Origin of the sequence: Streptomyces sp. NPDC087428, assembly GCF_044744085.1 — a bacterium.
Classification (GTDB): Bacteria; Actinomycetota; Actinomycetes; order Streptomycetales; family Streptomycetaceae; genus Streptomyces.
Window position 1 is genome coordinate 211589 of record NZ_JBIUXR010000004.1, and the last position, 22626, is coordinate 234214.

Consider the following 22626-nt stretch of genomic DNA (forward strand, 5'->3'; position numbering starts at 1 on the left):
CCTTCCGGTGCTGGAACCCCAACTCCGTTGATGACGGAGGCGTCCTCAAGGACGGCTGGAGCACGGTCGACGCGGTGAAGAACGGCTGTCTGGCGGGTGTCAAGGCTCCCGGATTCGGTGACGGCGGCGGAAGTGACGGCAGCGGCGACGGTGCCTCCGCGGTCCCGGTCGGGCCCGCCTCCCTCGCGTGGACGGCGGCGTCCGTGGGCAGCGGCTGACCCGGACGCCGCTTCCGGCGGGGTCAGCCGCTGCCCACCGGCAGCTACGGCCTGGCCGGTACCCCGGGGGCGGGCAGGAATCCCGTTTCGTGGAAGTACGTCAGGTAGCGGATCAGGATCTCGTCGGTCAGGGGCGGCTGGTGGATTCCCGCGGCCGCTGCGGCGCCGGCTGTCAGGTGGGAGTCGAAGCGGCGGAGATCCGTCGCCTCGTTCCGGGTCCGGCCCTCGTCACCGAGGAACAGTTGCGCCGCGTTGTCCGGCTGCGCCGCCACCCTGGCCTGCCAGTCGGCCGCGGGAACGGTGCGCAGCCCGTGCCCGAGGCCGGCGGCCGCTTCGAAGACCCGGTCCAGGCCGGGCGCGTCCGGGTTGGTGAGGTGATACGTCTCCGTCCCGGTCCGGCCTGATGCGGCGAGGGCCACGACCGCGGCGCTGACGTAGTCGACGGGCACCCAGTCGGTCGACCCGTACGGCAGGTCCGGCACCGCTCCCGCCTGGAGGCAGCCCTTGATGAGCTGCCACAGCAGATCTCGGTCCTGGCAGGCGCCGGTGGCGGTGTCGCCGCTGATCCGGCCGGGCCGGTGGACGGTCACCGGCAGACCGCGTTCGCGGGCCAGGGCGACGAGTCCCTCGGCGACCCACTTGCTCTGCGCGTACCCGTCGGGGAGGTCGGGCGCCGGGCCGGTCGGGGTCGCCTCCGTGATGGTGACGGGATCGGGGCCGGGCGCCGGGGCGTACACGCTGGTGGTCGAGATGTAGTGCATCCCGGGTGAGGAGGAGTCCGCGAGCAGGCGCAGCAGTTCCCCGGTGCCGGCCACGTTGGGGGCGCGCAGATCACCGTACGCGGCGGCGAAGTTGACGCGTGCGCCGTTGTGCAGGACCGGGCCGAGGCGGCGGACCAGAGCGGTCCGGTCCGCCGCCGACAGGCCGAGGCCGGGGGCGGCGAGGTCGCCCGGGACGGGGTGGATCAGTTCCGCGTACCGGGGACGCCACAGGCCGTAGCGTTCCAGATTGGCCCGGAGCCGCTGCGCCGCGGTGTGGTCGTCCGCCGCGCGTACGAGGCAGTCGACGGGGCCGTCGGTGGTCTCGACGAGATCGCGCAGGAGGAAGGCGCCGAGGAAGCCGGAAGCACCGGTCAGCAGCGGCCGGGCGGACGGACGCGGGTGCCTGCGTGCCGGGGCGGGGACGTGGGCCGCCGCCTCCCGGCCCGTGCCCGTGATGTCCGCGGCCAGCACGACCTCTGAGGCGAGGTCAGGTGATGCGGTGTTCTCCTGGTCCTCCTCCCCCGCCTCGCTCCCCAGCAGACGGTCGACGCCCTCGACCGTGGGCGCCGCGAACAGGGCGCGCAGGGACGGGCGCACGCCGCAGCGTTCCCCGATCCGCCTGGCCAGGGTCACGGCGAGCAGTGAGTGACCGCCCAGGGTGAAGAAGTCGTCCGTGACGCCTACTCCGGGCACACCGAGCGTCTCCGCGAACACCTCGCACAGGACGCGCTCACGCGCGGTGCGCGGCGCCCGGCCCCCGGCCGGCGGCCCGGCGCGGTGGGGTGCGGGCAGGGCGCGCCGGTCGGTCTTGCCGTTGGGCGTGACGGGCAGGGCCCCGAGGGCGACGTGGGCGGCGGGGACCATGTGGGCGGGCAGGCTCGCGGCGAGGTGTGCGCGCACCTCTGCCTCGTCGGGACCCTGCGCACCGTCCGCGGCCACGGTGTACACGACGAGGCGGCGGTCGCCGGGCCGGTCCTCGCGGACGGCGGCGCAGGCCGCGGCGACGCCGGGCAGGGAGGCGAGCACCGCCTCGATCTCGCCGAGTTCGATGCGGAAGCCGCGCAGTTTGACCTGGTCGTCGACCCGGGAGACGTAGACGAGTTCTCCGGCCGCCGTCCAGCGCACCAGATCGCCGGTGCGGTACATGCGGCCCCCGGCGCGGTCGAACGGATCGGCGAGGAACCGGGACGCGGTGAGCGCGGCCCGGCCGTGGTACCCGCGGGCGACTCCCGCCCCGGACACGTACAACTCGCCGACCACGCCGGGCGGTACGGGGGCCAGCCGGTCGTCGAGGACGTGGACCCGGGTGCCGTTGACCGGGGTGCCGATGGGCACCGTGCGGTCGGGTGCCGGCGGGCCGTCCGCGTGCTGGTGGCCGCTCATGGTGGCGCAGACGGTGGTCTCGGTCGGGCCGTAGGCGTTGACGAGGAACCGGTCCCGCGCCCAGGCGTGCACGAGGGAGGGCGGGCACGCCTCCCCGGCGAGGACCATCGTGGTGCCTGGGGGCAGCGAGCCGGGTGGCATCACCGCGAGTGCGGCGGGCGGCAGGGTGAGGTGGGTGATGCCCCGTTCGTGGACCAGGGCGGCGAGGGTGGGGCCGGGCAGCAGGGCTTCGCGTGCGTCGATCTCCAGGCAGGCTCCGGAGAGCAGCCCCATGCACAGTTCCCAGAACGCGGCGTCGAAGCTGACGGACGCCATGTGCAGCACGCGGCTGCCGGGGGCGACGCGGAGCCGTTCGCTCTGTGTCCGGGCCATGGCGCCGACGCCCCGGTGGGTGACCACGACGCCCTTGGGGCGGCCGGTGGAGCCGGACGTGTAGATGACGTACGCCGGGTGTGCCGGGTCGAGGCACGGGAACGGGGCGGGGCCGGTGCGGGCACCGCCGGACCCGGCCGTGCGGGGGCTGTCCGCGAGCTCGTCGGCGTACAGGTGCGGCACGGCGGTGTCCGGCAGGGCGCGGTGGATGGCGGGGGTGGTGAGGAGCAGGCGCGGGGCGGCGTCGTCGAGCATGTGGGACAGGCGCCGGGCCGGGTAGTCGGGGTCGATCGGCACGTAGGCCGCGCCGGTCCTCAGGACGGCGAGCAGGGCGACGACGAGGTGGTGGGTGCGGGGCAGGGCGACGGCCACCCGGTCCTCGGGTCCGATGCCGTGGGCGGCGAGGTGGCGGGCTAGGGCGTCGGCGCGCGTGTCGAGTTCGCCGTAGGTGAGGGTGGTGCCGGCGTCGCGGACCGCCGGGGCGTCGGGGGTCCGCCGGACCCACCGCGCGAAGAGCGCGGGAAGCGTCGACTCGGGCAGGTCCTCGACGGGACCGGTCCCCCAGGCGGCGATCCGGGTGTGCTCGGCGGTGGTGAGCACGTCGTAGGTGCGCAAGGGGCGGTCGGGGTCGGCGCTGGCGGCGTCGAGCAGCAGGACGAGCCGGTCGGCGAGGTCGCGGACCGTTGCCGCGTCGAAGAGTTCCGTCGCGTAGTCGACGGCGGCCCGCATCCCGTTGAGGGCTCCGCTGTCGTCGTACGTCTCGGTGAAGGTGAACGACAGGTCGAACTTGCTGACCCCCGCGTCGACCGGGACGCCGCTCACGGTCAGGCCCGGCAGGTCGATCGGGGCGGCGGGGGCGTGGTTCTGCAGGACGAGCATGGTCTGGAAGAGCGGATGGTGGCTCTGCGAGCGCGCGGGGTTGAGCAGTTCCACCAGCCGCTCGAAGGGGACGTCCTGATGTGCGTACGCGGAGAGGTCGCGCTCCTTCACCCGGTGCAGCAGTTCGAGGAAGGTCGGGTCGCCGGACAGGTCCGTGCGCAGGACGAGGGTGTTCACGAAGAGACCCACGAGGTCAGAGGCGGCCTCGTCGGTCCGTCCGGCGACGGCCGTGCCGAGCGGTATGTCGTCGCCGGCGCCGTGCCGGGACAGGACGGTCGACAGGGCGGCCTGGAGCACCATGAAGACGCTGCATCCGCCGGTACGGGCGAGCTCCGCGACCTGACGGGAGGTGGCGGGGCCGACGGTGAAGTCGTGGGTGGCACCGGTGTGCCGGGGCACGGCCGGGCGCGACCGGTCCCAGGGCAGCTCGACCATCTCCGGCAGGCCGTCCAGCGCGTCCTTCCAGTAGGCGAGCTGGCGTGACACGACACTGTCCGGGTCGTGCTCGTCGCCGAGCAGGCGGCGCTGCCAGAGAGTGTGGTCGGCGTAGTCGACGGGCAGTGCGGTCAGCGCGGGTTCCCCGGTCCCGGCACGGGCCCGGTAGGCGGCGCCGAGGTCGCGGGCGAGCGGGGCGAGGGACGAGCCGTCGGCGGCGATGTGGTGGATGACGAGCACCAGGACGTGGGCGTCGTCGGTGAGGCGCAGCAGGGTGGCCCGGAGCGGAGGACGGTTCTCGATGTCGATCGGCTCGGCCGTGGCGGCTCTGATCCGGTGGTGGAGCTTGTCCTCCTCGACGGCCTCCAGGGTGAACGGGAGGCGGACGTCGTCCGGGGCGGTGATGTGCTGGTGCGGTCCGCCGTCGCCCTCGGGAAAGACGGTGCGCAGGGCGGCGTGCCGGCCGGCGACGTCGTGCAGCGCGCGGCGCAGGGCCTCCGTGTCGAGCGGTCCTTCGATGCGTACGGCGAAGGGGATGTTGTACGTCGGCGAGGGGCCTTCGAGCCGGTGGAGGAACCACAGGCGCTGCTGGGCGTAGGACAGCGGGAGCGTGTGGGGGCGTGCCTGCGGGACCAGGGCGGGGCGGGCGGACCGGCCCGCCGTCTCCAGGGCGTTGGCGAGTGCGGCGACGGTGGGGTTCTCGAAGAGGGTGCGGATCTCGGTCTCGGTGTCCAGGGCGGTGCGGACACGGCCCACGAGACGGGTGGCGAGCAGGGAGTGGCCGCCCAGGGCGAAGAAGCTCTCGTCGATGCCGACGCGTGGCACGCCGAGCACGTCGGCGAACAGTCCGGCGAGGATCTCCTCCAGGGCGCCGCGTGGCGGCCGGACATGGGTGGCCGACGGGCCGGTGGGCTCGGGCAGGGCCGCTCGGTCGAGCTTGCCGTTGGGGGTCAGCGGCAGCGCGCAGATCGGCTGGATGACGGAGGGCACCATGTAGGCGGGCAGGTGGTGGCCCACGTGTGCGGCGAGCTGGGCGGGGTCCGGGGTGCGCCCGGGGGCGGGGACGACGTAGGCGGTGAGGGTGCGGTCGCCGGGCAGGTCCTCGCGGACCAGGACGCAGACGGCGTCCACGGACGGGTCGGCGCGGAGCACCGTCTCGATCTCGGCGGGTTCGATGCGGTGGCCGCGCAGTTTGATCTGCTGGTCGGTCCGGGCGACGTAGTGCAGGGTGCCGTCGGAGTCACGGCGCACGAGGTCGCCGGTGCGGTACATGCGCGCCCCGGTGCCGTCGAAGGGGTCGGCGACGAACCGGGTGGCGGTGAGGCCGGGCCGCCCGAGGTAGCCCCGCGCGACACCGGCGCCCGCGACGTACAACTCGCCTTCGGCGCCGGGTGGTACGGGTCGCATCGCGGCGTCCAGGACGTAGCCGCGCATGCCGTCGAGTGGGCGCCCGATGGGGGCGGCACCGGTGGGGGTGTCGTCGGGGCGGAGGTGGTGGGCGGTGGCGAAGGTGGTGGTCTCGGTGGGTCCGTAGACGTGGAGGACGGCGGTGCCGGGGTGGGCGGCGGCGAGGCGTTGCAGAACGCCCGGCGCGGCGGCCTCGCCCCCGGTGGCGACCAGACGCAGCAGGCCGAGGGCGTCGCTGTCCGTTTCCGCGAGGACGTTGAACAGGGCGGTCGTCAGGAACGCCGCGGTCAGGCCGTGCCGGGTGACGAGGTCCCTGAGCACGGCGGGCTGGAGCGTGCCCTCGGGCGCGACGACGACGCGGCCGCCGTTGAGGAGCGGGGCCCAGATCTCGAAGGTCGAGGCGTCGAAGACGTACGCCGAGTGCATCAGGACGGCGTCGGCCGCGCCGTCGGCCCAGGCCCGGTGCGCCGCGAGGCCGGTCACGTCGGCGTGGGTGACGCCGACGCCCTTGGGCAGGCCGGTGGAGCCGGAGGTGAACATGATGTACGCGAGCCGGGCTCCGCCGGTGACCGCGGGGAGAGCGCCCGGGGCGGCCGGTCCGCCACGCCGGACACGGCCTTCGGTGTCGACGGTCAGCACGCTGGTTTCCGGGCCGAGTTGGCTTGCCCAGGGGTGGGTGCGGGTGGTCTCGTCGACGATCAGGGTACGGACGCCGGCCACTTCGGCGACACGGCCGAGTCGGTCGGCCGGCCAGCGCGGGTCGAGGGGCACATAGGCGGCGCCCGCGCGCAGGGCGGCCAGGGAGGCGGTGACCATGGCGGTCGAGCGGCCGACGAAGATGCCGACGCCCTCCTCGGCGCCGACCCCGAGCCCGGTCAGGGCACCGGCCAGCTCGTCGGAGAGGTCGTGGAGCCGGCGGTAGGTCAGCTGCTCGCCCGCACCGGACACGGCCACCGCGTCCGGGTGCCGGGCGGCCTGCCCGGCCACGGCGTCCGGGATGCTCATGCCCCTTGCCCCGCCGGTCAGTTCGTCACCGGTCGCCTGGGAGAACAGGGTTTCGCGTTCACCGTCCAGCAGGACGGGCAGGGTGTCGGCGCGGCGGTCGATCCCCTGAGCCATCGACGTCAGCACGTGCCGCATTCGGGCGACCGTCCGGGCCACGCCGTCGCGGTCCAGGACGGCGGTCCGGTAGCCGAACGTGATCCGCAGGCAGTCGCCGGGGGCGATGGTGAGGGTGAGCGGGTAATGGGCCGCGTCCGTGCCGCTGAAGCCGGTGACGGCCAGGTCCCGCAGGCCCTGCTGCGCGGTGCGCAGGGACTCGTCGTCCATCGGATAGTTCTCGAACACGGTGAGGGTGTCGAAGAGTTCGTCCAGGCCGGTGGCGCCCCGGATCTCGCTCAGGCCGACGTGCTGGCTGCCCAGGAGGCGGCCCTGTTCCTCCTGGAGCCGTGTCAGGAGCCCGGCCAGGGTCTCGCCGGGCTCCGGGCGGAGCCGTACCGGCACGGTGTTGATGAACAGGCCGACCATGGACTCGATGCCGGGAATCTCCGGCGGGCGGCCGGACACGGTGGCGCCGAACACGACGTCCTGGCGCCCGGTGAGGTGCCCGAGCACCAGGCCCCAGGCGCCCTGGACGAGGGTGTTCAGGGTGAGCCGGTGGGCGCGGGCCGTCTCGCGCAGCCGGAGCGTCGTGGCCGCGTCCAGCTCAAGGACCAGGGTCTCGGGCAGTTCGGCGGCGCCCTGCCCGCCCGCGCCGCCGGGCCCGGCGAGCAGGGTCGGCGCCTCGATCCCGGCCAGGGCGGTGGCCCAGGCGTCCAGCGCGGCGGTGCGGTCCTGCTGCGCGAGCCAGCCGAGGTAGGTCCGGTAGGGGGTGACACGCGGCAGAGCGCTGTCGTCCCCCTGGGTCGCGTACAGCTCGAACAGTTCCCGCACGATGAGGGGCATCGACCAGCCGTCGAACAGGATGTGATGACTCGTCATCACGAGCCGGTGGCGCTGCGGCGCGGTGCGCACCAGGGTGAACCGCATCAGCGGCGGGGTGGTCAGGTCGAAGCGGCGGACACGGTCGGCGGCGAGGAACGCGGTGAGCCGTTCCTCCCTGGTGCCCGTGCCGTCCGTACCGGCCAGGTCCCGTTCCTCCAGTGGTACCGGAACCTCGGCGGCAATGGCCTGCACGGGCTCGTCCAGGTCCTCGTGGAGGAAGCCGGCCCGCAGGTTGGCGTGCCGGCGCAGCAGGCCGGCGATGGCGGCGCGCAGCGCGGGAACGGAGACGGGGCCTTCGAGGTCGAAGACGAACTGGGCGGTGTAGACGTCCACGGCACGGGAGTCGTACAGGGCGTGGAAGTGCATGCCTGCCTGAAGCGGCGTCAGCGGTAGTACGTCCTCCAGCTGGAAACCGGTCACTTGCGTCCACCCCACTTGTTCTGCAGTCGGTCGATCTGGGCCTGGTTGAGTGACACCAGGGGAAGGTCGGACGGCGTGTAGCCGCCGGCGTCGGGTCGTTCGGCATGGTCGGCGATGGCGCGCAGCGCCCGTGTGAACGCGTCGGACAGGGCGCCCACGTCCTCCTCCTTGAGAAGGTCACTGGGCCAGGTCCAGCGGGCCACGAGGCGCGGGCCGTCCGGCAGGTCCTCGGTGTGCGCGTTGATGTCGAGGACGTGGTGCACGGTCATGTCGGGGTCCTGGCTGCGCGGCCCGCCGCCGTCGAGCAGTACGGCCCAGTCGGAGCCTGGGCCGCCGTCCGCCGTCTCGGGCGAAGCGGCGTACCTACCCAAGTAGTTGAAGCCGATCTGGGGTTCGGTCGCGGTGGCCAGCAGGGGGCCGGTCGCCGGGTTGAGGTGGCGGAGCATTCCGTGTCCGACCCCGTGGTCGGGGACGGTCCGCAGCTGTTCCTTGACCCGCTTGACGGCGCGTTCGACCAGTGCGGCGTCGAAGCCGCCGGGGCCTCGGGCGTCGACGGGTCCGGGGTCGATCCGGACCGGGTAGAGGCTGGTGAACCAGCCGACGGTCCGGGACACGTCGATGTGGTCCGCGATCTGCTCGCGGCCGTGGCTCTCCAGGTCGAGCAGGACGCCGGTGCCGGCCGGCCGGGACGCGCCGGGGGTCCGTTCCGCGCGCCAGGCGCAGACGGCGAGGGCGAGGCCCGTGAGCAGGATGTCGTCCACACCGGCGTGGAAGGCGCCGGGAGCGGTGGTGAGCAGGGACTGCGTCCAGGTGGCGGGAAGGTGGGTGACCAGGGTGCGTGTCCCGTCGGCGGTGTCCAGGTGGGGGTCGAGGGGCCGGTATCCCAGCTGCGGGTCCGGGGTGCTCAGCACGTCCTGCCACAGGGGCAGTTCGGCTTCCCGTGCGGCGCTGTGCGCCTGGGAGGCGAGCAGGTGCGCCCAGCCCCGGTAGGACGTGGTGACGGCGGGGAGCGCCGTGGCCGTGTCGGGGCGCTGCCCTGCGGCGGCTTCGGTGACCGTCTGCCATGCGCGGGCCAGGTCAGAGGCGAGGATGCGCCAGGAGACCGCGTCGACGGCCAGGTGGTGCACGACGAGCAGCAGACGCCCGCGCTCATGTGCTCCGGCGTCGCACCAGACCGCTTCGACGACGTCCCCCTGGGACGGGCGCAGCCGCCTGCGTACCTGTTCGCCCGCCTCGGTGAGGGCGGCCCGCGCGGCTTCCGCGTCGAGTCCCGCGATGTCGACGCGGGTGAGGCGGCGGCGGGCGTCCACCGTGCCGGGCGGCAGGGCTTCGAGCACCGGTTCGCCGCCGTCCGGAAGGGTGACCCGCAGGCGGAGCATGTCGTGGTGGTCGAGGAGGAGTTGGAGGGCGGCGACGAGGGTGTCCTCGTCGGCCCCGGCGGGCGTGCTCAGGACCCCGGACTGGTTGTACCCGTCCGTGGCGCCGGGTCGTGCGAGGAGCCAGGCGGCGATGGGCGTCGGCGGCATCTCGCCGGTGCCCTGGTCGGCCGGTGCGGTGGTGTGTTCGTCGAGCGCGGTGGCGACGGCCGCGATGGCCTCCGGTGTGCGGTGGAGGAAGACATCGCGGGGCTGAACCCGGAGGCCGGCCTCGCGTACCCGGCTGACGAGCTGGATCGAGAGGATGCTGTCGCCGCCGAGCGCGAAGAAGTCGTCGTCCGCGCGGACGGCCGGGGCACGCAGGACGGAGGCGAACACGTCGCACAGGACGCGTTCCCTCGCGGTGCGGGGCCGGCCGCCCGGCCGGGTGGCGGCGGGGCGCGCCGGGGCGGGCAGGGCCTTGCGGTCGGTCTTGCCGTTCGGCAGGAGCGGCAGCGCGTCGAGGGAGGCGAAGACGGCGGGCACCATGTACGGCGGCAGGGCCGACGTCAGCCGGGTGCGCAGTTCCGCGTCGCCGGGGTGTACGGCGCCGCCGCGCCTGTCGGGGACGGTGTAGGCGACCAGGCGCCGTTCGCCCGGCCGGTCCTCGCGGACGACCGCGCACGCGGCGGCGATGCCGTCGAGCGCGGTGAGCGCGGCATCGATCTCGCCGAGTTCGATGCGGAAGCCGTGCAGCTTGACCTGGTCGTCGGCTCGGGAGACGTAGGTGAGCAGGCCGTCGGTGCCCCGTTTCACGAGGTCGCCCGTGCGGTACATGCGGCTGCCGGCGGGGCCGTACGGATCGGCAACGAACCGCGCGGCGGTCAGGCCGGGGCGCCTCAGGTAGCCGCGTGCGAGGCCCTCTCCGGCGAGGTGGAGTTCACCGGTGACGCCCGGCGGCACCGGCCGGAGCCCGGCGTCCAGGACATAGGCGCGGGTGTTGTCGACGGGGCGGCCGAGCGGCACGCCCCCCTCACCCGCCGTGGTGTCCTGCTCCCCGGTCCGGTGGTGGTGGGCGGTGGCGTCGATGGTGGTCTCGGTGGGCCCGTACAGGTTGTGCACCTCGACCCGCCAGGCCTGTCCGGTGCGCTCGGCCAGGGACCTGGGCAGGGGTTCGCCTCCGCACAGGACGGCCCGCAGGGTCGCGGGGGCCTCCTCGGGACCGGTCTCGGCGAGGACGAGCGCGAGATGCGAGGGCACGAACTGCGCGACGGTCGCCCCGGCGTCCCGCATCCGGGCGAGCAGACCGGAGGGGTCGTGGTTGACGGCAGGCGGCACGGGGCAGGTGGAGCCGCCGTGCAGCAGCGGCAGCCAGGTCTCCCAGACCGAGGCGTCGAAGCTCGGCGAGGTGCGGGCGAGAATCCGGTCGTCGTCGGTGAGGCCGAGGTGGCGGGCCATCCAGGCCATGTGGTTGGTGAGGGACGCATGGGTGACGACCACGCCTTTGGGGCGGCCGGTGGAGCCGGAGGTGTAGATGACGTAGGCGGCGTCGAGCGGGTCCGGCGCGGTGGGGAGCGGCGCCGGGCGACCCGTGGACCAGGCCGCCCGGTCGTCGAGCGCGAGGCAGGGCACGGAGGAGACGTACCGTGCGGCGCGGGCGGTGCCGTGGGTGAGGAGGAGCGCCGGGCGGGCGTCGTCGAGCATGTGGGTGATGCGCGCCTCGGGGTACTCCAGGTCGAGCGGCAGGTAGGCGGCCCCCGTCTTGGCCACGGCCAGCATCGCGACGACCTGGTCGGCGGTGCCCTCCAGGGCGAGAGCGACGAGGTCGCCGCGGCCGATGCCCCGGCCGTGCAGGTGGTGGGCCAAGTCGTCGGAGAGTGCGTCCAGTTCGCGGAAGGTGAGCCGGTGCGCGCCGTCCCGCACGGCGATCGCGTCGGGGGTTCTGGCGGCCTGTCGGCGGAACGCCTGGGGCGCCGTGGTCGCCGTCGCGGGCCGGACGGGTCCGCGTGCGACCCGCTCCAGATCCGCCAGCTCACCCGCCTCCAGGAGGCCGACGGCGTGGACGCGGCGGCCGGGGTCGGCGGCGAGTGAGGCGAGCAGCCGGGTCAGGCGGGCGGCCAGGGCGTGGGCGGTGGTGTGGGCGAAGAGTTCGGTGGAGAACTCCAGGACGCCGTCGAGGCCGGTGGGGCGGCCCTCGCCGTCACGTGTCTCGGTGAAGGTGAAGGTGAGGTCGAACTTGCTGATGCCGGTGGGCACGGGCTGTCCGGTGACCGTGAGACCGGTCAGGTCGACGGTGGTGTCCGCCTGGTTCTGGAGGACGAGCATGGTCTGGAACAGCGGGTGGTGGTTCTGGGCCCGGACCGGGCTGAGGGCATCCACCAGCCGCTCGAACGGGACGTCCTGGTGGGCGAACGCGGCCAGGTCGAACTCCCGCACCCGGTCGATCACTTCGGCGAACGTGGGGTCCCCTGTCAGGTCGGTGCGCAGGACGAGCGTGTTGACGAAGAAGCCCACCAGATCGTCGAGTGCTTCGTCGGTGCGTCCGGCGACGGCGGTGCCGAGCGGGATGTCCTCACCGGCGCCGTGCCGGGACAGGAGGACCGACAGGGCCGCCTGGAGCACCATGAAGAGGCTGCTTCCGCGCGACCGGGCGAGTTCCGCGAGTGCCCGGTGGGTCTCGGCGTCGACGGGGAAGGCGAACGCGTCTCCGCGGTACGCCGTGACGGCGGGGCGCGGCCGGTCGCACGGCAGGTCGAGCAGGTCGGGGGCGCCGGCGAGTGCGTGGCGCCAGAAGTCCAGCTGGCGGGCGGCCTGGCTGGAGGGGTCGTCCTCCGCGCCGAGCAGCGCGCGCTGCCACAGCGTGTAGTCGGCGTACTGGACACCGAGTTCCGTCCAGGCCGGCTCCTCACCCCGGGACCGTGCCCGGTAGGCGTCGCCGAGGTCGCGGGCGAGCGGAACGAGGGACCAGCCGTCGCCCGCGATGTGGTGGACGATCAGGACGAGGACATGGGACTCGGCGCCGAGCCGCAGCAGCCGGGCCCGTACGGGGAGTTCGGCGCTCACGTCGAAGGGATGCGCCACCTCGGCCCTCAGGACCGCGTCGAGCCGGCCGGGGGCGGTGTGGCAGGGGCTCAGGTCGAGGTCGGCGCCATGGGCGTCGCGGATGACCTGGCGCGCCACGCCGTCGGTCTCGGGAAAGACGGTGCGCAGGCTCTCGTGGCGTTCGACGACGTCGACGAGGGCGCTGCCCAGGGCGTCCGCGTCGAGCGGGCCGTGCAGGCGGAGCACCAAGGGCACGTTGTACGTGGCGCTGGGCCCCTCGAACCGGTTGAGGAACCACAGGCGTTGCTGGGCGAAGGAAAGGGGCAGTGGATCGGGCCGGTCCGGGGCACGCTCAAGGGGGCTCCTGGCTCCTTCCGCACCGTCCAGCGTGGCCGCGAGCGCGGCGGGCGTGGGGTGCTCGAAGACGGCCTTGACCTGGATCTCCGCCCCGAGCGCGGTACGGATGCGCGCGGCGAGGCGGGTGGCGAGCAGGGAGTGGCCGCCCAGCGCGAAGAAGTTGTCGTCGGCACCCGCCCCGTCGAGGCCGAGCACGTCGGCGAACAGCGCGCAGAGGACCTCCTCGCGCACGGTGCGGGCGGCACGCCCGAGCAGGGGTGTGTGGTGTGCGGGCTCGGGCAGAGCGGTCCGGTCGACCTTCCCGTTGAGGGTCAGTGGCAGCGCCCCGATCAGGACGAACGCCGAGGGCACCATGTAGGCGGGCAGGGACCGGCCGACGGCGCGGGCGAGGTCGGCGGGCTCGGGACGCGCCCCGTTGGCGGGCACCACGTACGCGACGAGCCGCCGCTCGCCGGGGGTGTCCTCGCGGACGACGGCGAAGGAGTCGGCGACCCCCTCGCAGCAGGCCAGCACGCCCTCGATCTCCCCGAGTTCGATGCGGTGGCCGCGCAGCTTCACCTGGTTGTCGGCGCGGGCGACGTAGGCGATCTGCCCGTCGCGGGTCCACCGGACGAGGTCGCCGGTGCGGTACATGCGACCGCCCGACGTGTCGAAGGGGTCGGCCACGAAGCGGGTGGCGGTCAGGCCGGGAAGGCCGGTGTACCCGCGTGCCACACCACGCCCGGCGAGGTACAGCTCTCCCGTGACGCCCGGTGGGACCGGGCCCAGCGAGCCGTCGAGGACGTAGAGCCGCATGCCGTCCAGGGCGCGCCCGATGGGCGGCGGACCCGACGGCAGGTCGGCCGCGACGTCGTAGCGGGTGGCGAAGGTCGTCGTCTCCGTGGGGCCGTACACGTGGAGGACGCGCACGCCGGGCACGGTGGCGGCTACCCGCTGCATCGCGTCCGGTGAGGCCAGTTCTCCTCCGGCGCAGACGAGCCGGAGACCGGTGAGTGCGCCCGGATCGGTGTCGGCGATGACGTTGAACAGGGCCGTCGTCAGGAAGACGGCGGTCACCGCGTGTTCGTGGACGGCGTCGCCGAGGACACGCGCCTCGAGCACGCCGTCCGGTGCGACGACGACCTTGCCGCCGTGCAGGAGCGGGGCCCAGATCTCGAACGTCGAGGCGTCGAAGACGTACGCCGAGTGCATCAGGACCGCGTCGGCGGCGCCGCCCTGCCAGGCGGCGTCGGCCGTCAGCGCCACCACGTCGGCGTGCGTGACGCCGACTCCCTTGGGCAGTCCGGTCGAGCCGGAGGTGAACATCACGTAGGCGAGGGCCCCGGGGCCCGCCACGGGGGCGGGGTGCCCCGGCCGCTCGGGCGCGCCGCGGACGATCCGGCCGAGCCGGTCCACGACCACGACCGGGATCCGGCGGGCCGTCCCGGTCACCCAGGGCGAGCTCAGGGCGTCCTCGTCGACGACGAGGACCCGCACGGCCGCCACCGCGGCCGCCTGTTCCAGCCGCTCCCCCGGCCAGCGGGCGTCCAGCGGGACATACGTACCGGCTGCGCGGACCGCGCCCAGGGACACCGCCACGACCGCCGGCGAGCGGGTGAGCAGCACGCCGATCCCGGACTCGGGGCTGATGCCCAGGCCCGCCAGGGCTCGGGCGAGGTCGGCGGAGATCCGGTCGAGTCCGGCGTAGGTGAGGGCGGTGTCCTCGTCCTCGACGGCGATGGCGTCCGGTGTGCGGCGTGCCTGGGCCGCGAAGAGCGCGGGCAGGGTGGCCTCCTCGGCGGGTGCCGGCAGATTGCCGCCGGTGCCCCAGTGGGTGACGCGGGTGTGCTCGTCCGGCGTCATCAGGTCGTAGGCCGCCAGCGGCCGGGCGGGGTCGTCGGCCACCTGCTCCAGGAGCCGGACCAGGCGGTCCGCGAGCGCTTCGACGGTGGACCGGTCGAAGAGCGCGGTGGCGTACTCGATCCCCGCGGTGAGCCCGCCCTCGCCCGGCTCCTCGCCGAACGCGAAGGTCAGGTCGAACTTGCTCAGGCCGTTGTGCAGGAGCCGGCTCTCCACGGTGAGGCCCGGCAGTTCGGGGCGGGCGGTCTCCTGGTTCTGCAGGACCAGCATGGTCTGGAACAGCGGATGGTGGTTGCGCGCCCTGACCGGGTTGACGCTCTCGACGAGACGTTCGAAGGGCACGTCCTGGTGCGCATAGGCGGCGAGGTCGAACTCCCGCACGCGCAGGATGAGTTCATGGAAGGTCGGATGGCCGGACAGATCCGTGCGCAGGACCAGCGTGTTGGCGAAGAAGCCGACGAGGTCTTCCAGTGCCTCGTCCGTGCGGCCGGCGACCGGCGAGCCGAGCGGGATGTCGTCACCCGCGCCGTGCCGGTGCAGCAGGGTGGCCACCGCCGCCTGGAGCACCATGAACAGACTGCTGCCCGACTCCCTCGACAACCGCATGAGCCGGGCGTGCAGAGCGGGCGGCACGTCGAAGGTGTGGACGGCTCCCGCCGGATCGACGGTGACCGGGCGCGGCCGGTCCAGCGGCAGGTCGATCAGTTCGGGCAGGCCCGCGAGGGCGGTGTGCCAGTGGTCGAGCTGCTGCCTCAGGACGCTCTGCGGTGCGACACCGTCGCCGAGCGCGGCGTGCTGCCAGAGGGTGTAGTCGGCGTACTGGAGCGGGGTGCCGGCCACCGGCCCGGCCTCCCTGCCGGTGAGACGGGCCCCGTAGGCCTCGCCGAGGTGCCGGGCGAGCGGGGCGAGGGACCAGCCGTCACCCGCGATGTGGTGCAGGACGAGGACCAGGACGTGGTGGCCGGGTGCGGAGCGCAGGAGCAGGGCGCGCAGGGGCGGGTCCGTGCTGACGTCGAACGGCTCGCGCACGGCGGCGAGCACGGCCGCCTCCAGGTCCGCGGGTGCGGTGCTCACGACCGGCAGCCGGGGCGTGACGTCGGTGGCGGGAAGAACCAGCTGATGCGGCACACCGTCCCGTTCGGGGAACAGGGTGCGCAGCGCCTCGTGCCGCTCCACCACGTCGCGCAGAGCGGCCCGCAGGGCGTCCGTGTCCAGGGCGCCGCCGAGTTCGAGCACGAGCGGGATGTTGTAGGCGGAGCTGGGGCCCTCAAGGCGGTTGAGGAACCACAGGCGCTGCTGCGCGAAGGAGAGCGGCAGCGGATCGGGCCGCCGCGCAGCGGGCACCACCGGCGGGTGGGGCCGGTCCCGCAGGTCCAGGACGCGGGCCAGGCCCGCGACCGTCGGGTGGTCGAAGAGGGTGCGTACGGCGATCTCCGCACCCAGGACGGCGCGGACACGGCTGACGACGCGCATGGCGAGGAGCGAGTGCCCGCCGAGGTCGAAGAAGCTGTCGTGCGCACTCACCAGGGGCCGTTGCAGGACATCGGCGAAGATGCCCGCGAGCACGCCCTCCTGGAGGCTGTGCCTGCCCACGCCCTCGGTGGCCGCGGAGCCGGGCACGGGCTCCGGCAGAGCACGCCGGTCCACCTTGCCGTTGGGCAGGAGCGGAAGTTCGTCCAGCACGACGACGGCGCCGGGCACCATGTAGTGCGGCAGGCCCTCGGCGAGGGCGTCGCGCAGGGTGACGGGGCGCAGAGCGGGGTCGCCGGTGACGGCGTAGCCGACCAGACGGCGGTCGCCGGGGGTGTCCTCACGGATCACGGCGCAGGCGGCCGTGACACCGGGAAGCGCCAGCAGCGCGGCCTCGACCTCTCCCAACTCGATGCGGAAGCCGCGGAGTTTGACCTGATCGTCGGCGCGGGCCACGTAGTCCAGCAGGCCGTGACGGTTCCACCGCACGAGGTCGCCCGTCCGGTACATGCGCCCGCCCTCGCCGTCGAACGGGTCGGCGACGAACCGGGCGGCGGTCAGGCCCGGCCGGTCCAGGTAGCCACGGGCGAGATTGGGACCCGACAGGTACAGCTCACCGGTGACGCCGGGCGGTACGGGCCGCAGCCGGCCGTCGAGAACGTAGGCGCGCATGGCGTCGACGGGGCGGCCGATCGGCACGGTCTCGTACGGCGTCGCGGTGTTCGCGCGGCCGCCGTGCTCCGGGACGTCGACCCGGTGGGCGGTCGCGTCGATGGTTGCCTCGGTGGGCCCGTAGAGGTTGTGCACCTCGGCCCGCCACAGCGCGGCCACCTCGTCGGCGAGCGTGCGGGGCAGGGGTTCGCCGCCGCACAGGACGGCGCGCAGACCGGGCAGCGGCGCCGCGTGCGCCGCCTCGGTGAGCACGAGGGCCAGGTGGGAGGGGACGAACTGGGCGACGGTGACGCCGAATCGCCTCATCCAGGAGACCAGGGCGCGGGGGTCCGTATTGGCGCCGTCCGGCAGCACACAGACTTCGGCGCCGTTCATCAGCGGGAGCCAGAGCTCCCACACGGAGGCGTCGAAACTGAAGGAGGTACGGGCGAGGACCCGGTCGTCCGGAGTGATCGCCAGGTGCCGCGCCATCCAGGCCATGTGGTTGGCCAGGGCCGCGTGCGACACGACCACGCCCTTGGGGCGGCCGGTGGATCCGGAGGTATGGATGACGTAGGCGGGGTCCGCCGGATAGGGGGCGCCCAGCAGGCCTCCGACGGGGCCCGTGGCCCGGCCGGCCGGTTCGTCCAGGGCCAGCCACGGAACGTCGCAGCCGGACAGGTCCGTGTGGACGTCCTTGGTGGTGAGCAGCAGGACGGGCCGGGCGTCGTCCAGCATGTGGCGGATGCGGGTGGCCGGGTAGCGCGGATCGATCGGCAGGTAGGCGGCGCCTGCCCGCAGCACGGCCAGCATGGCGACGACGGTGTCCACGGACGGCGGCGCCGCGATGGCCACCCTGCTCTCACGGACCGCGCCACGCCCTCTGAGGACCTGGGCGAGGGCGTCGGTCCTGGCATCGAGTTCGGCGTAGGTGAGGCTCGTGTGCGCGTCGCGCAGGGCGACCGCGTGGGGGGTGCGCGCGGCCCGGTCCCGGACCGCTTCGGGAACGGTGCGGGAGGCCACGGGCCGTCCCACACCGCGGCCCTGGGCCAGCAGACGGTCCCGCTCCTCCGGGGCGAGGGGGTCCAGGTCGCTGATGGCCCGGCCGGGGTCGCTGACGGCCAGGGTCAGGACGCGGGCGAAGCGGGTGCACAGGGCCCGGGCGGTGGCGGCGTCGAAGAGGTCGGTCGCGTACTCCAGGTATCCGCCGATGCCTCCGGCACCGGGCGGGGTGTCCTCGGCGGCGCGCTGTGGCGGGTCGGCCGGTTCGGTGAGCTCGGTGGGTTCGGTGAGCTCGGCGGACCTGCCGGCCTCGGCGGATCTCTGTTCTTCGCCGGCTTCCGTGACTTCCGTGACTTCCGTGACTTCGGTGACTTCGGTGACTTCGGTGACTTCGGTGAGCGAGAACGTCAGGTCGAACTTGCTGCCCCCGCGGTGCCGGGACCGGTCGCGGACGGTGACGCCGGGCAGATCGAGGTCCGCCCGCTCCTGGTTCTGAAGGACCAGCATGGTCTGGAAGAGCGGGTGGTGGTCGCCGGACCGCTCGGGGTTGAGGGCCTCCACGATCCGTTCGAAGGGGATGTCGCCGTGGCTGAGGGCCGCGATGTCGAACTCCGCGACCCTGTCGAGCAGTTCACGGAACGTCGGGTCGCCGGACAGGTCCGCACGCAGGAGGACGGTGTTGACGAAGAACCCGACCAGATCATCGAGGGCTTCGTCGGTGCGTCCGGCCACCGCGGTGCCCAGCGGGATGTCGGGGCCGGCGCCGTGGGCCTGCAACGTCACCGCGAGGGCCGCCTGGAGCACCATGAAGGGTGTGCAGCCGGCGGCACGGGCGAGCCGGATCACGGCGGCGTGCGCGGGGGCGGGCAGCTCGAAGGGGACGGCGCCGCCCCGGTGGCTGGGCACGGCCGGGCGGGGCCGGTCGAGGGGCAGGTCCAGCAGGTCGGGGGCGCCGTGCAGCGCCTCTTTCCAGAAGGCGAGCTGACGGGCGGCCAGGCTGTCCGGGTCGCTGTCGTCGCCGAGCAGCCGGCGCTGCCACAGGGCGTAGTCGGCGTACTGCACGCGCAGCGGTGCCCAGCCGGGCGTGCCCGTGCCCTCGGTCCTGGCGCGGTAGGCGACGCCGAGGTCGCGGCTGAGCGGGGCGAGGGACCAGCCGTCGGCGACGACATGGTGCAGGACGAGAACCAGGATGTGGCGGGTGGGGTCCAGGCGGAGGAGCCGGGCGCGGACGGCGGTGTCGCCCGCGAGGTCGAAGGGCGTGGTGGTCAGGTGGCGCACGGCGCTCTCGGCCCAGGCGTCGGCGTTCTCACCGGCAGGGGGGTGCGCGACGAGGAGGGGGACGAGCGATTGCGCGGCGTCCGCGTCGAGGACCTCCTGACGGGCGACGCCGTCGTGTTCGGCGAAGACCGTGCGCAGGCTCTCGTGCCGGGCGACCACGTCGGCGAGGGCGCCGCGCAGGGCGTCCGTGTCCAGAGGGCCGTCGAGTTCGAGGACGAGCGGAACGTTGTAGGCGTCGCCCGGCCCCCCCGCCCGGTTGAGGAACCAGAGGCGCTGCTGTGCGAAGGACAGCGGTACGGCGTCGGGGCGCGGCTGCGGGGAGAGGACGGGCCGGACCGCCCCGGTGGTGTCCAGGGCGGCGGCCAGGGAGGCGACCGTGGGATGGTCGAACAGGGTGCCCAGGCCGAGTTCGGCGCCCAGGGCTGTCCGCACCCGGCCGGTGAGGCGGGTGGCGAGCAGTGAGTGGCCGCCCAGGGAGAAGAAGTTGTCGTCGATGCCGACCCCGGTCACGCCGAGGACATCGGCGAACAGGCCGGCCAGGACCTCTTCGTAGGCGGTCCTGGGCGCGCGGCCCCCGGTGGTGGCGGCGCGGGGGGCGGGCAGGGCGCGGCGGTCGACCTTGCCGTTGGGGTTCAGGGGCAGCGCGTCCAGTGGCACGAACGCGGAGGGCACCATGTACGCGGGCAGGGCGCGTCCGACCCGGCGGGCCAGGGCGGAGTCGTCCAGCCGGGTGCCGGGGGCCGGCACGACGTAGGCGACGAGCCGCCGGTCGCCTGGGGTGTCCTCACGGACCACGACGCAGGCGCCGCGCACGTCCGGGTCGGTCAGCAGGACGTTCTCGGTCTCGGCCGGTTCGATGCGGAATCCGCGGAGTTTGATCTGACCGTCCGCCCGCCCGACGTACTCGATGTCGCCGTGGGGGGTCCAGCGCACGAGGTCGCCGGTGCGGTACATCCGGCGGCCGGACGCGTCGTACGGGTCGGCGACGAACCGGGCGGCGGTGAGCGCGGCACTGCCCTGGTAGCCGCGGGCGACGCCGTGGCCGCTCACGTACAGCTCCCCCACGACGCCGGGCGGCACCATGGCGAGGCCGTCGTCGAGGACGTAGAGGCTCGTTCCGTCGAGGGGCCGGCCGATGGGTGGCACGCCCCCGGCGCCGGGGGCGACCGGATGGCGCGCGGCGAAGGTCGTGGTCTCCGTGGGGCCGTAGACGTGCAGGACGCGTGTGCCGGGTGTCGTGGCGGCGACTCGCTGCATGAGGTCCGGGGTGGCCGCCTCGCCGCCCGTGGCGACCAGGCGGAGCCCGGCGAACGCGGCAGGGTCCGCCTCGGCCATCACGTTGAACAGGGCCGTCGTCAGGAACAGCGCGGTGACGCCGTGCCGGTCCACCAGGTCGTGGAGGACCCGCGCCTCCAGGACGCCGCCGGGTGCGACGACCACGCGGCCGCCGTTCAGGAGCGGCGCCCAGATCTCGAAGGTGGAGGCGTCGAACACGTAGGCCGAGTGCATCAGCACGGCGTCGGACACGCCGTCCGTCCAGGTGCGGTCTGCGGCCAGCGCGAGGACGTCGGTGTGGGTGACGCCGACGCCCTTGGGCTGTCCGGTCGAGCCGGAGGTGAACATCACGTACGCGAGCCGGTCGCCGCGGATCCCGCGCGGCAGGGGGCCCTGGCGCGGAGGGGCGCCGCTTAACACGTCGCCGTGCGCGTCGAGGACGATCAACGGCAGGCCGGCGGCCGCCTGCCGCACCCAGGGCTGACCGGCGGCTGCCTCGTCGACCACCAGGGCGCGGACGCGGGCCGCTGCCACGACGCGGTCGAGCCGTTCGGCCGGCCAGGCGGGGTCCATCGGGACGTACGCCGCTCCCGCGCCGACCGCGCCGAGTGTGGCGGTCAGCACGGCCGCCGAGCGGCCGACGAGGACGCCGACGCCGTCCTCTGCACCGGCTCCCCAGCCGGCCAGGGCACCCGCGAGGTCGTCCGCCGCCCTCGCCAGCTCCCGGTAGGTGAGCGTGACGGCTCCGTCCACCACGGCCGGGGCCTGCGGTGTCCGGCGTGCCTGCGCGCCGAATGCCTCCGGCAGGCTCGATGCCACGGCTTCGGCCGGCAGGGCGTCGCCGCGCCCCTGTGCGTGCAGGCCGGCGGCGGTGTCCGCGTCGAGGAACGGCAGATCGCGCAGGGGCGTGTCGGGGTCCGCGTCGGCCAGGGCGGACAGGAAGGAGACAACGGCCTGCTGGTGCAGTCGCGCGTCCTCGGAACGGTAGAGCTCCGGGTTCGCGTCGAAGCCGATCAACGGCCCTTTGCCCTCGGCCCGTTCGGAGACGAAGAGGGACACGTCGTCGACGGGTCCGATGGACAGCACGCGGGAGACGCCGGGGCTGCCGGCGAAGTCGAGGTCGTAGTCGTAGCCCATGAAGTTGACGACGACACCGGTGAGTCGGGCCGCGTCGTCGGCCATGTTCAGTTCACGCGCGAGCTGTTCGCGGGAGAACCGGCGGTGGCGCAGGGCGCCGCGCATCTCGGCGGCGGCGGCGCGTACGAGGGATCCGACCGTCATGTCGGGGGTGACGGTCAGGCGCAGCGGCAGGATGTTGGCGGTCATGCCGACGATGTGCCGAAGTCCGCCGTGCCGGCCGTTGGAGGCGAGGCCCACGGTGACGTCGCGTGATCCGGTGACGCGGCCGACGTAGGCGGCGACCGCGCTCACGAGGACGGCGCTCCAGCCGGTGCGGTGGGCGGAGGCGAGTGCGCGAAGGCTGTCGAGGACGGCGACGGGGAGTGTCTCTCCGGTGTGCAGGCCGATGCCCGGCCCGTCGAGGACGGCCGCCGGTGCCGGAGCGTCGGCGCGCCGGCGGATGAGCGCCCTGCCGCTGTGCGCGTCCGCTTCGTCGGCACCGGGCGTGCCGGTGGCCAGGTCCGCGAACCGGCCGGTCCAGTAGGCGCGGTCGGCCTCGTAGCGGTCGGAGCCGCGGTAGGCCTCCTCGTCGGCGACGAGATCGCGCAGCGGTGCGGCGGGCACTTCGGCTGTGGCGAGGTTCTCGCCCCGCACGGCGCGTCCGTAGAGGTCGGCGACGCTGCGGGCGAAGACGGCGCCGCCGAGACCGTCGACGGCTATGTGGTGAAAGCGGACGTACCAGTAGTGCAGCCGGTCGCCGAGACGGAGCAACGCGAAGTGGTGGTGCGGGGCGTCGAGCCTGTCGACGGCTGCCATGTCCTCGGCCAGGTAGCGTTCGGCCGCGCCGGCGGGATCGTCGGCGTCGGTCAGGTCGACCAGGCGGAGCCGGCCGGTCTCGGCCGGGGGGCGCCGGACCACATGCTGGCGGACCGTGTCGTCCGTGGTGACGAACTCGACGTTGAGGCTGTCGCACAGCGCGACAGCACGGTCGAGCGCTGCGGCGAAAAGGGCCTCGTCGAGGTCGCCGCGAATCTCGAAGCATTCCCCGATGTTGTATTTAGGGCTCTCCGGATCGACCAGCTGCCCGTACCAGACACCTTGTTGAGCCGCGGTCGTCCCGAAGTCCTCGTCGAGAACCGGGAGTACGGGGACTGATTCGTTTTCGCGCATGCGGAACCACACCTTTGGGGAGAGTTTTCGTGGGGACGAAGAAGGCGCGACGGAAACCGGCCGCGCTGATGCGGCATCCAGAGCCGACGGTGGCCGGAGAAAGAGAAGAGGGAAACGCCGCAGCTGTGACAGCAGGCACTGACGGGGCGCTACCGGGCAGGACAACCGGCAAGGCAGCCCGATGCCTTCACGTATTCAAGGACGAGCCAC

General features: G+C 73.9%; 3 protein-coding genes. 1 reads left to right on the plus strand and 2 read right to left on the minus strand.

Features of this window, described 5'->3' with window-relative positions; all coding sequences use genetic code 11:
* The first annotated feature begins 74 nt into the window (after nt 1–74).
* On the plus strand, nt 75–218 hold the full coding sequence (locus tag ACIO3R_RS10570) for a hypothetical protein (RefSeq protein WP_402105054.1): 144 nt from the start codon (nt 75–77) through the stop codon (nt 216–218).
* 44 nt (nt 219–262) lie between these two features.
* Here the strand turns inward: ACIO3R_RS10570 and ACIO3R_RS10575 are convergent, their stop codons facing one another.
* The gene (locus ACIO3R_RS10575; protein WP_402105055.1) at nt 263–7858 is read right to left on the minus strand and encodes an amino acid adenylation domain-containing protein; all 7596 of its coding nucleotides are present in this window, start codon (nt 7856–7858) and stop codon (nt 263–265) included.
* Complete coding sequence (locus tag ACIO3R_RS10580; protein WP_402105056.1) at nt 7855–22416, minus strand: amino acid adenylation domain-containing protein; 14562 nt, start codon at nt 22414–22416, stop codon at nt 7855–7857. Before ACIO3R_RS10580 ends, ACIO3R_RS10575 begins: the two co-directional genes overlap by 4 nt.
* Nucleotides 22417–22626: the final 210 nt, after the last annotated feature.

Bases quoted from the DNA above. Each gene is read 5' to 3' on its own strand.
- ACIO3R_RS10580 (WP_402105056.1), bottom strand. From the start codon at position 22,416: ATGCGCGAAAACGAATCAGTCCCCGTACTCCCGGTTCTCGACGAGGAC.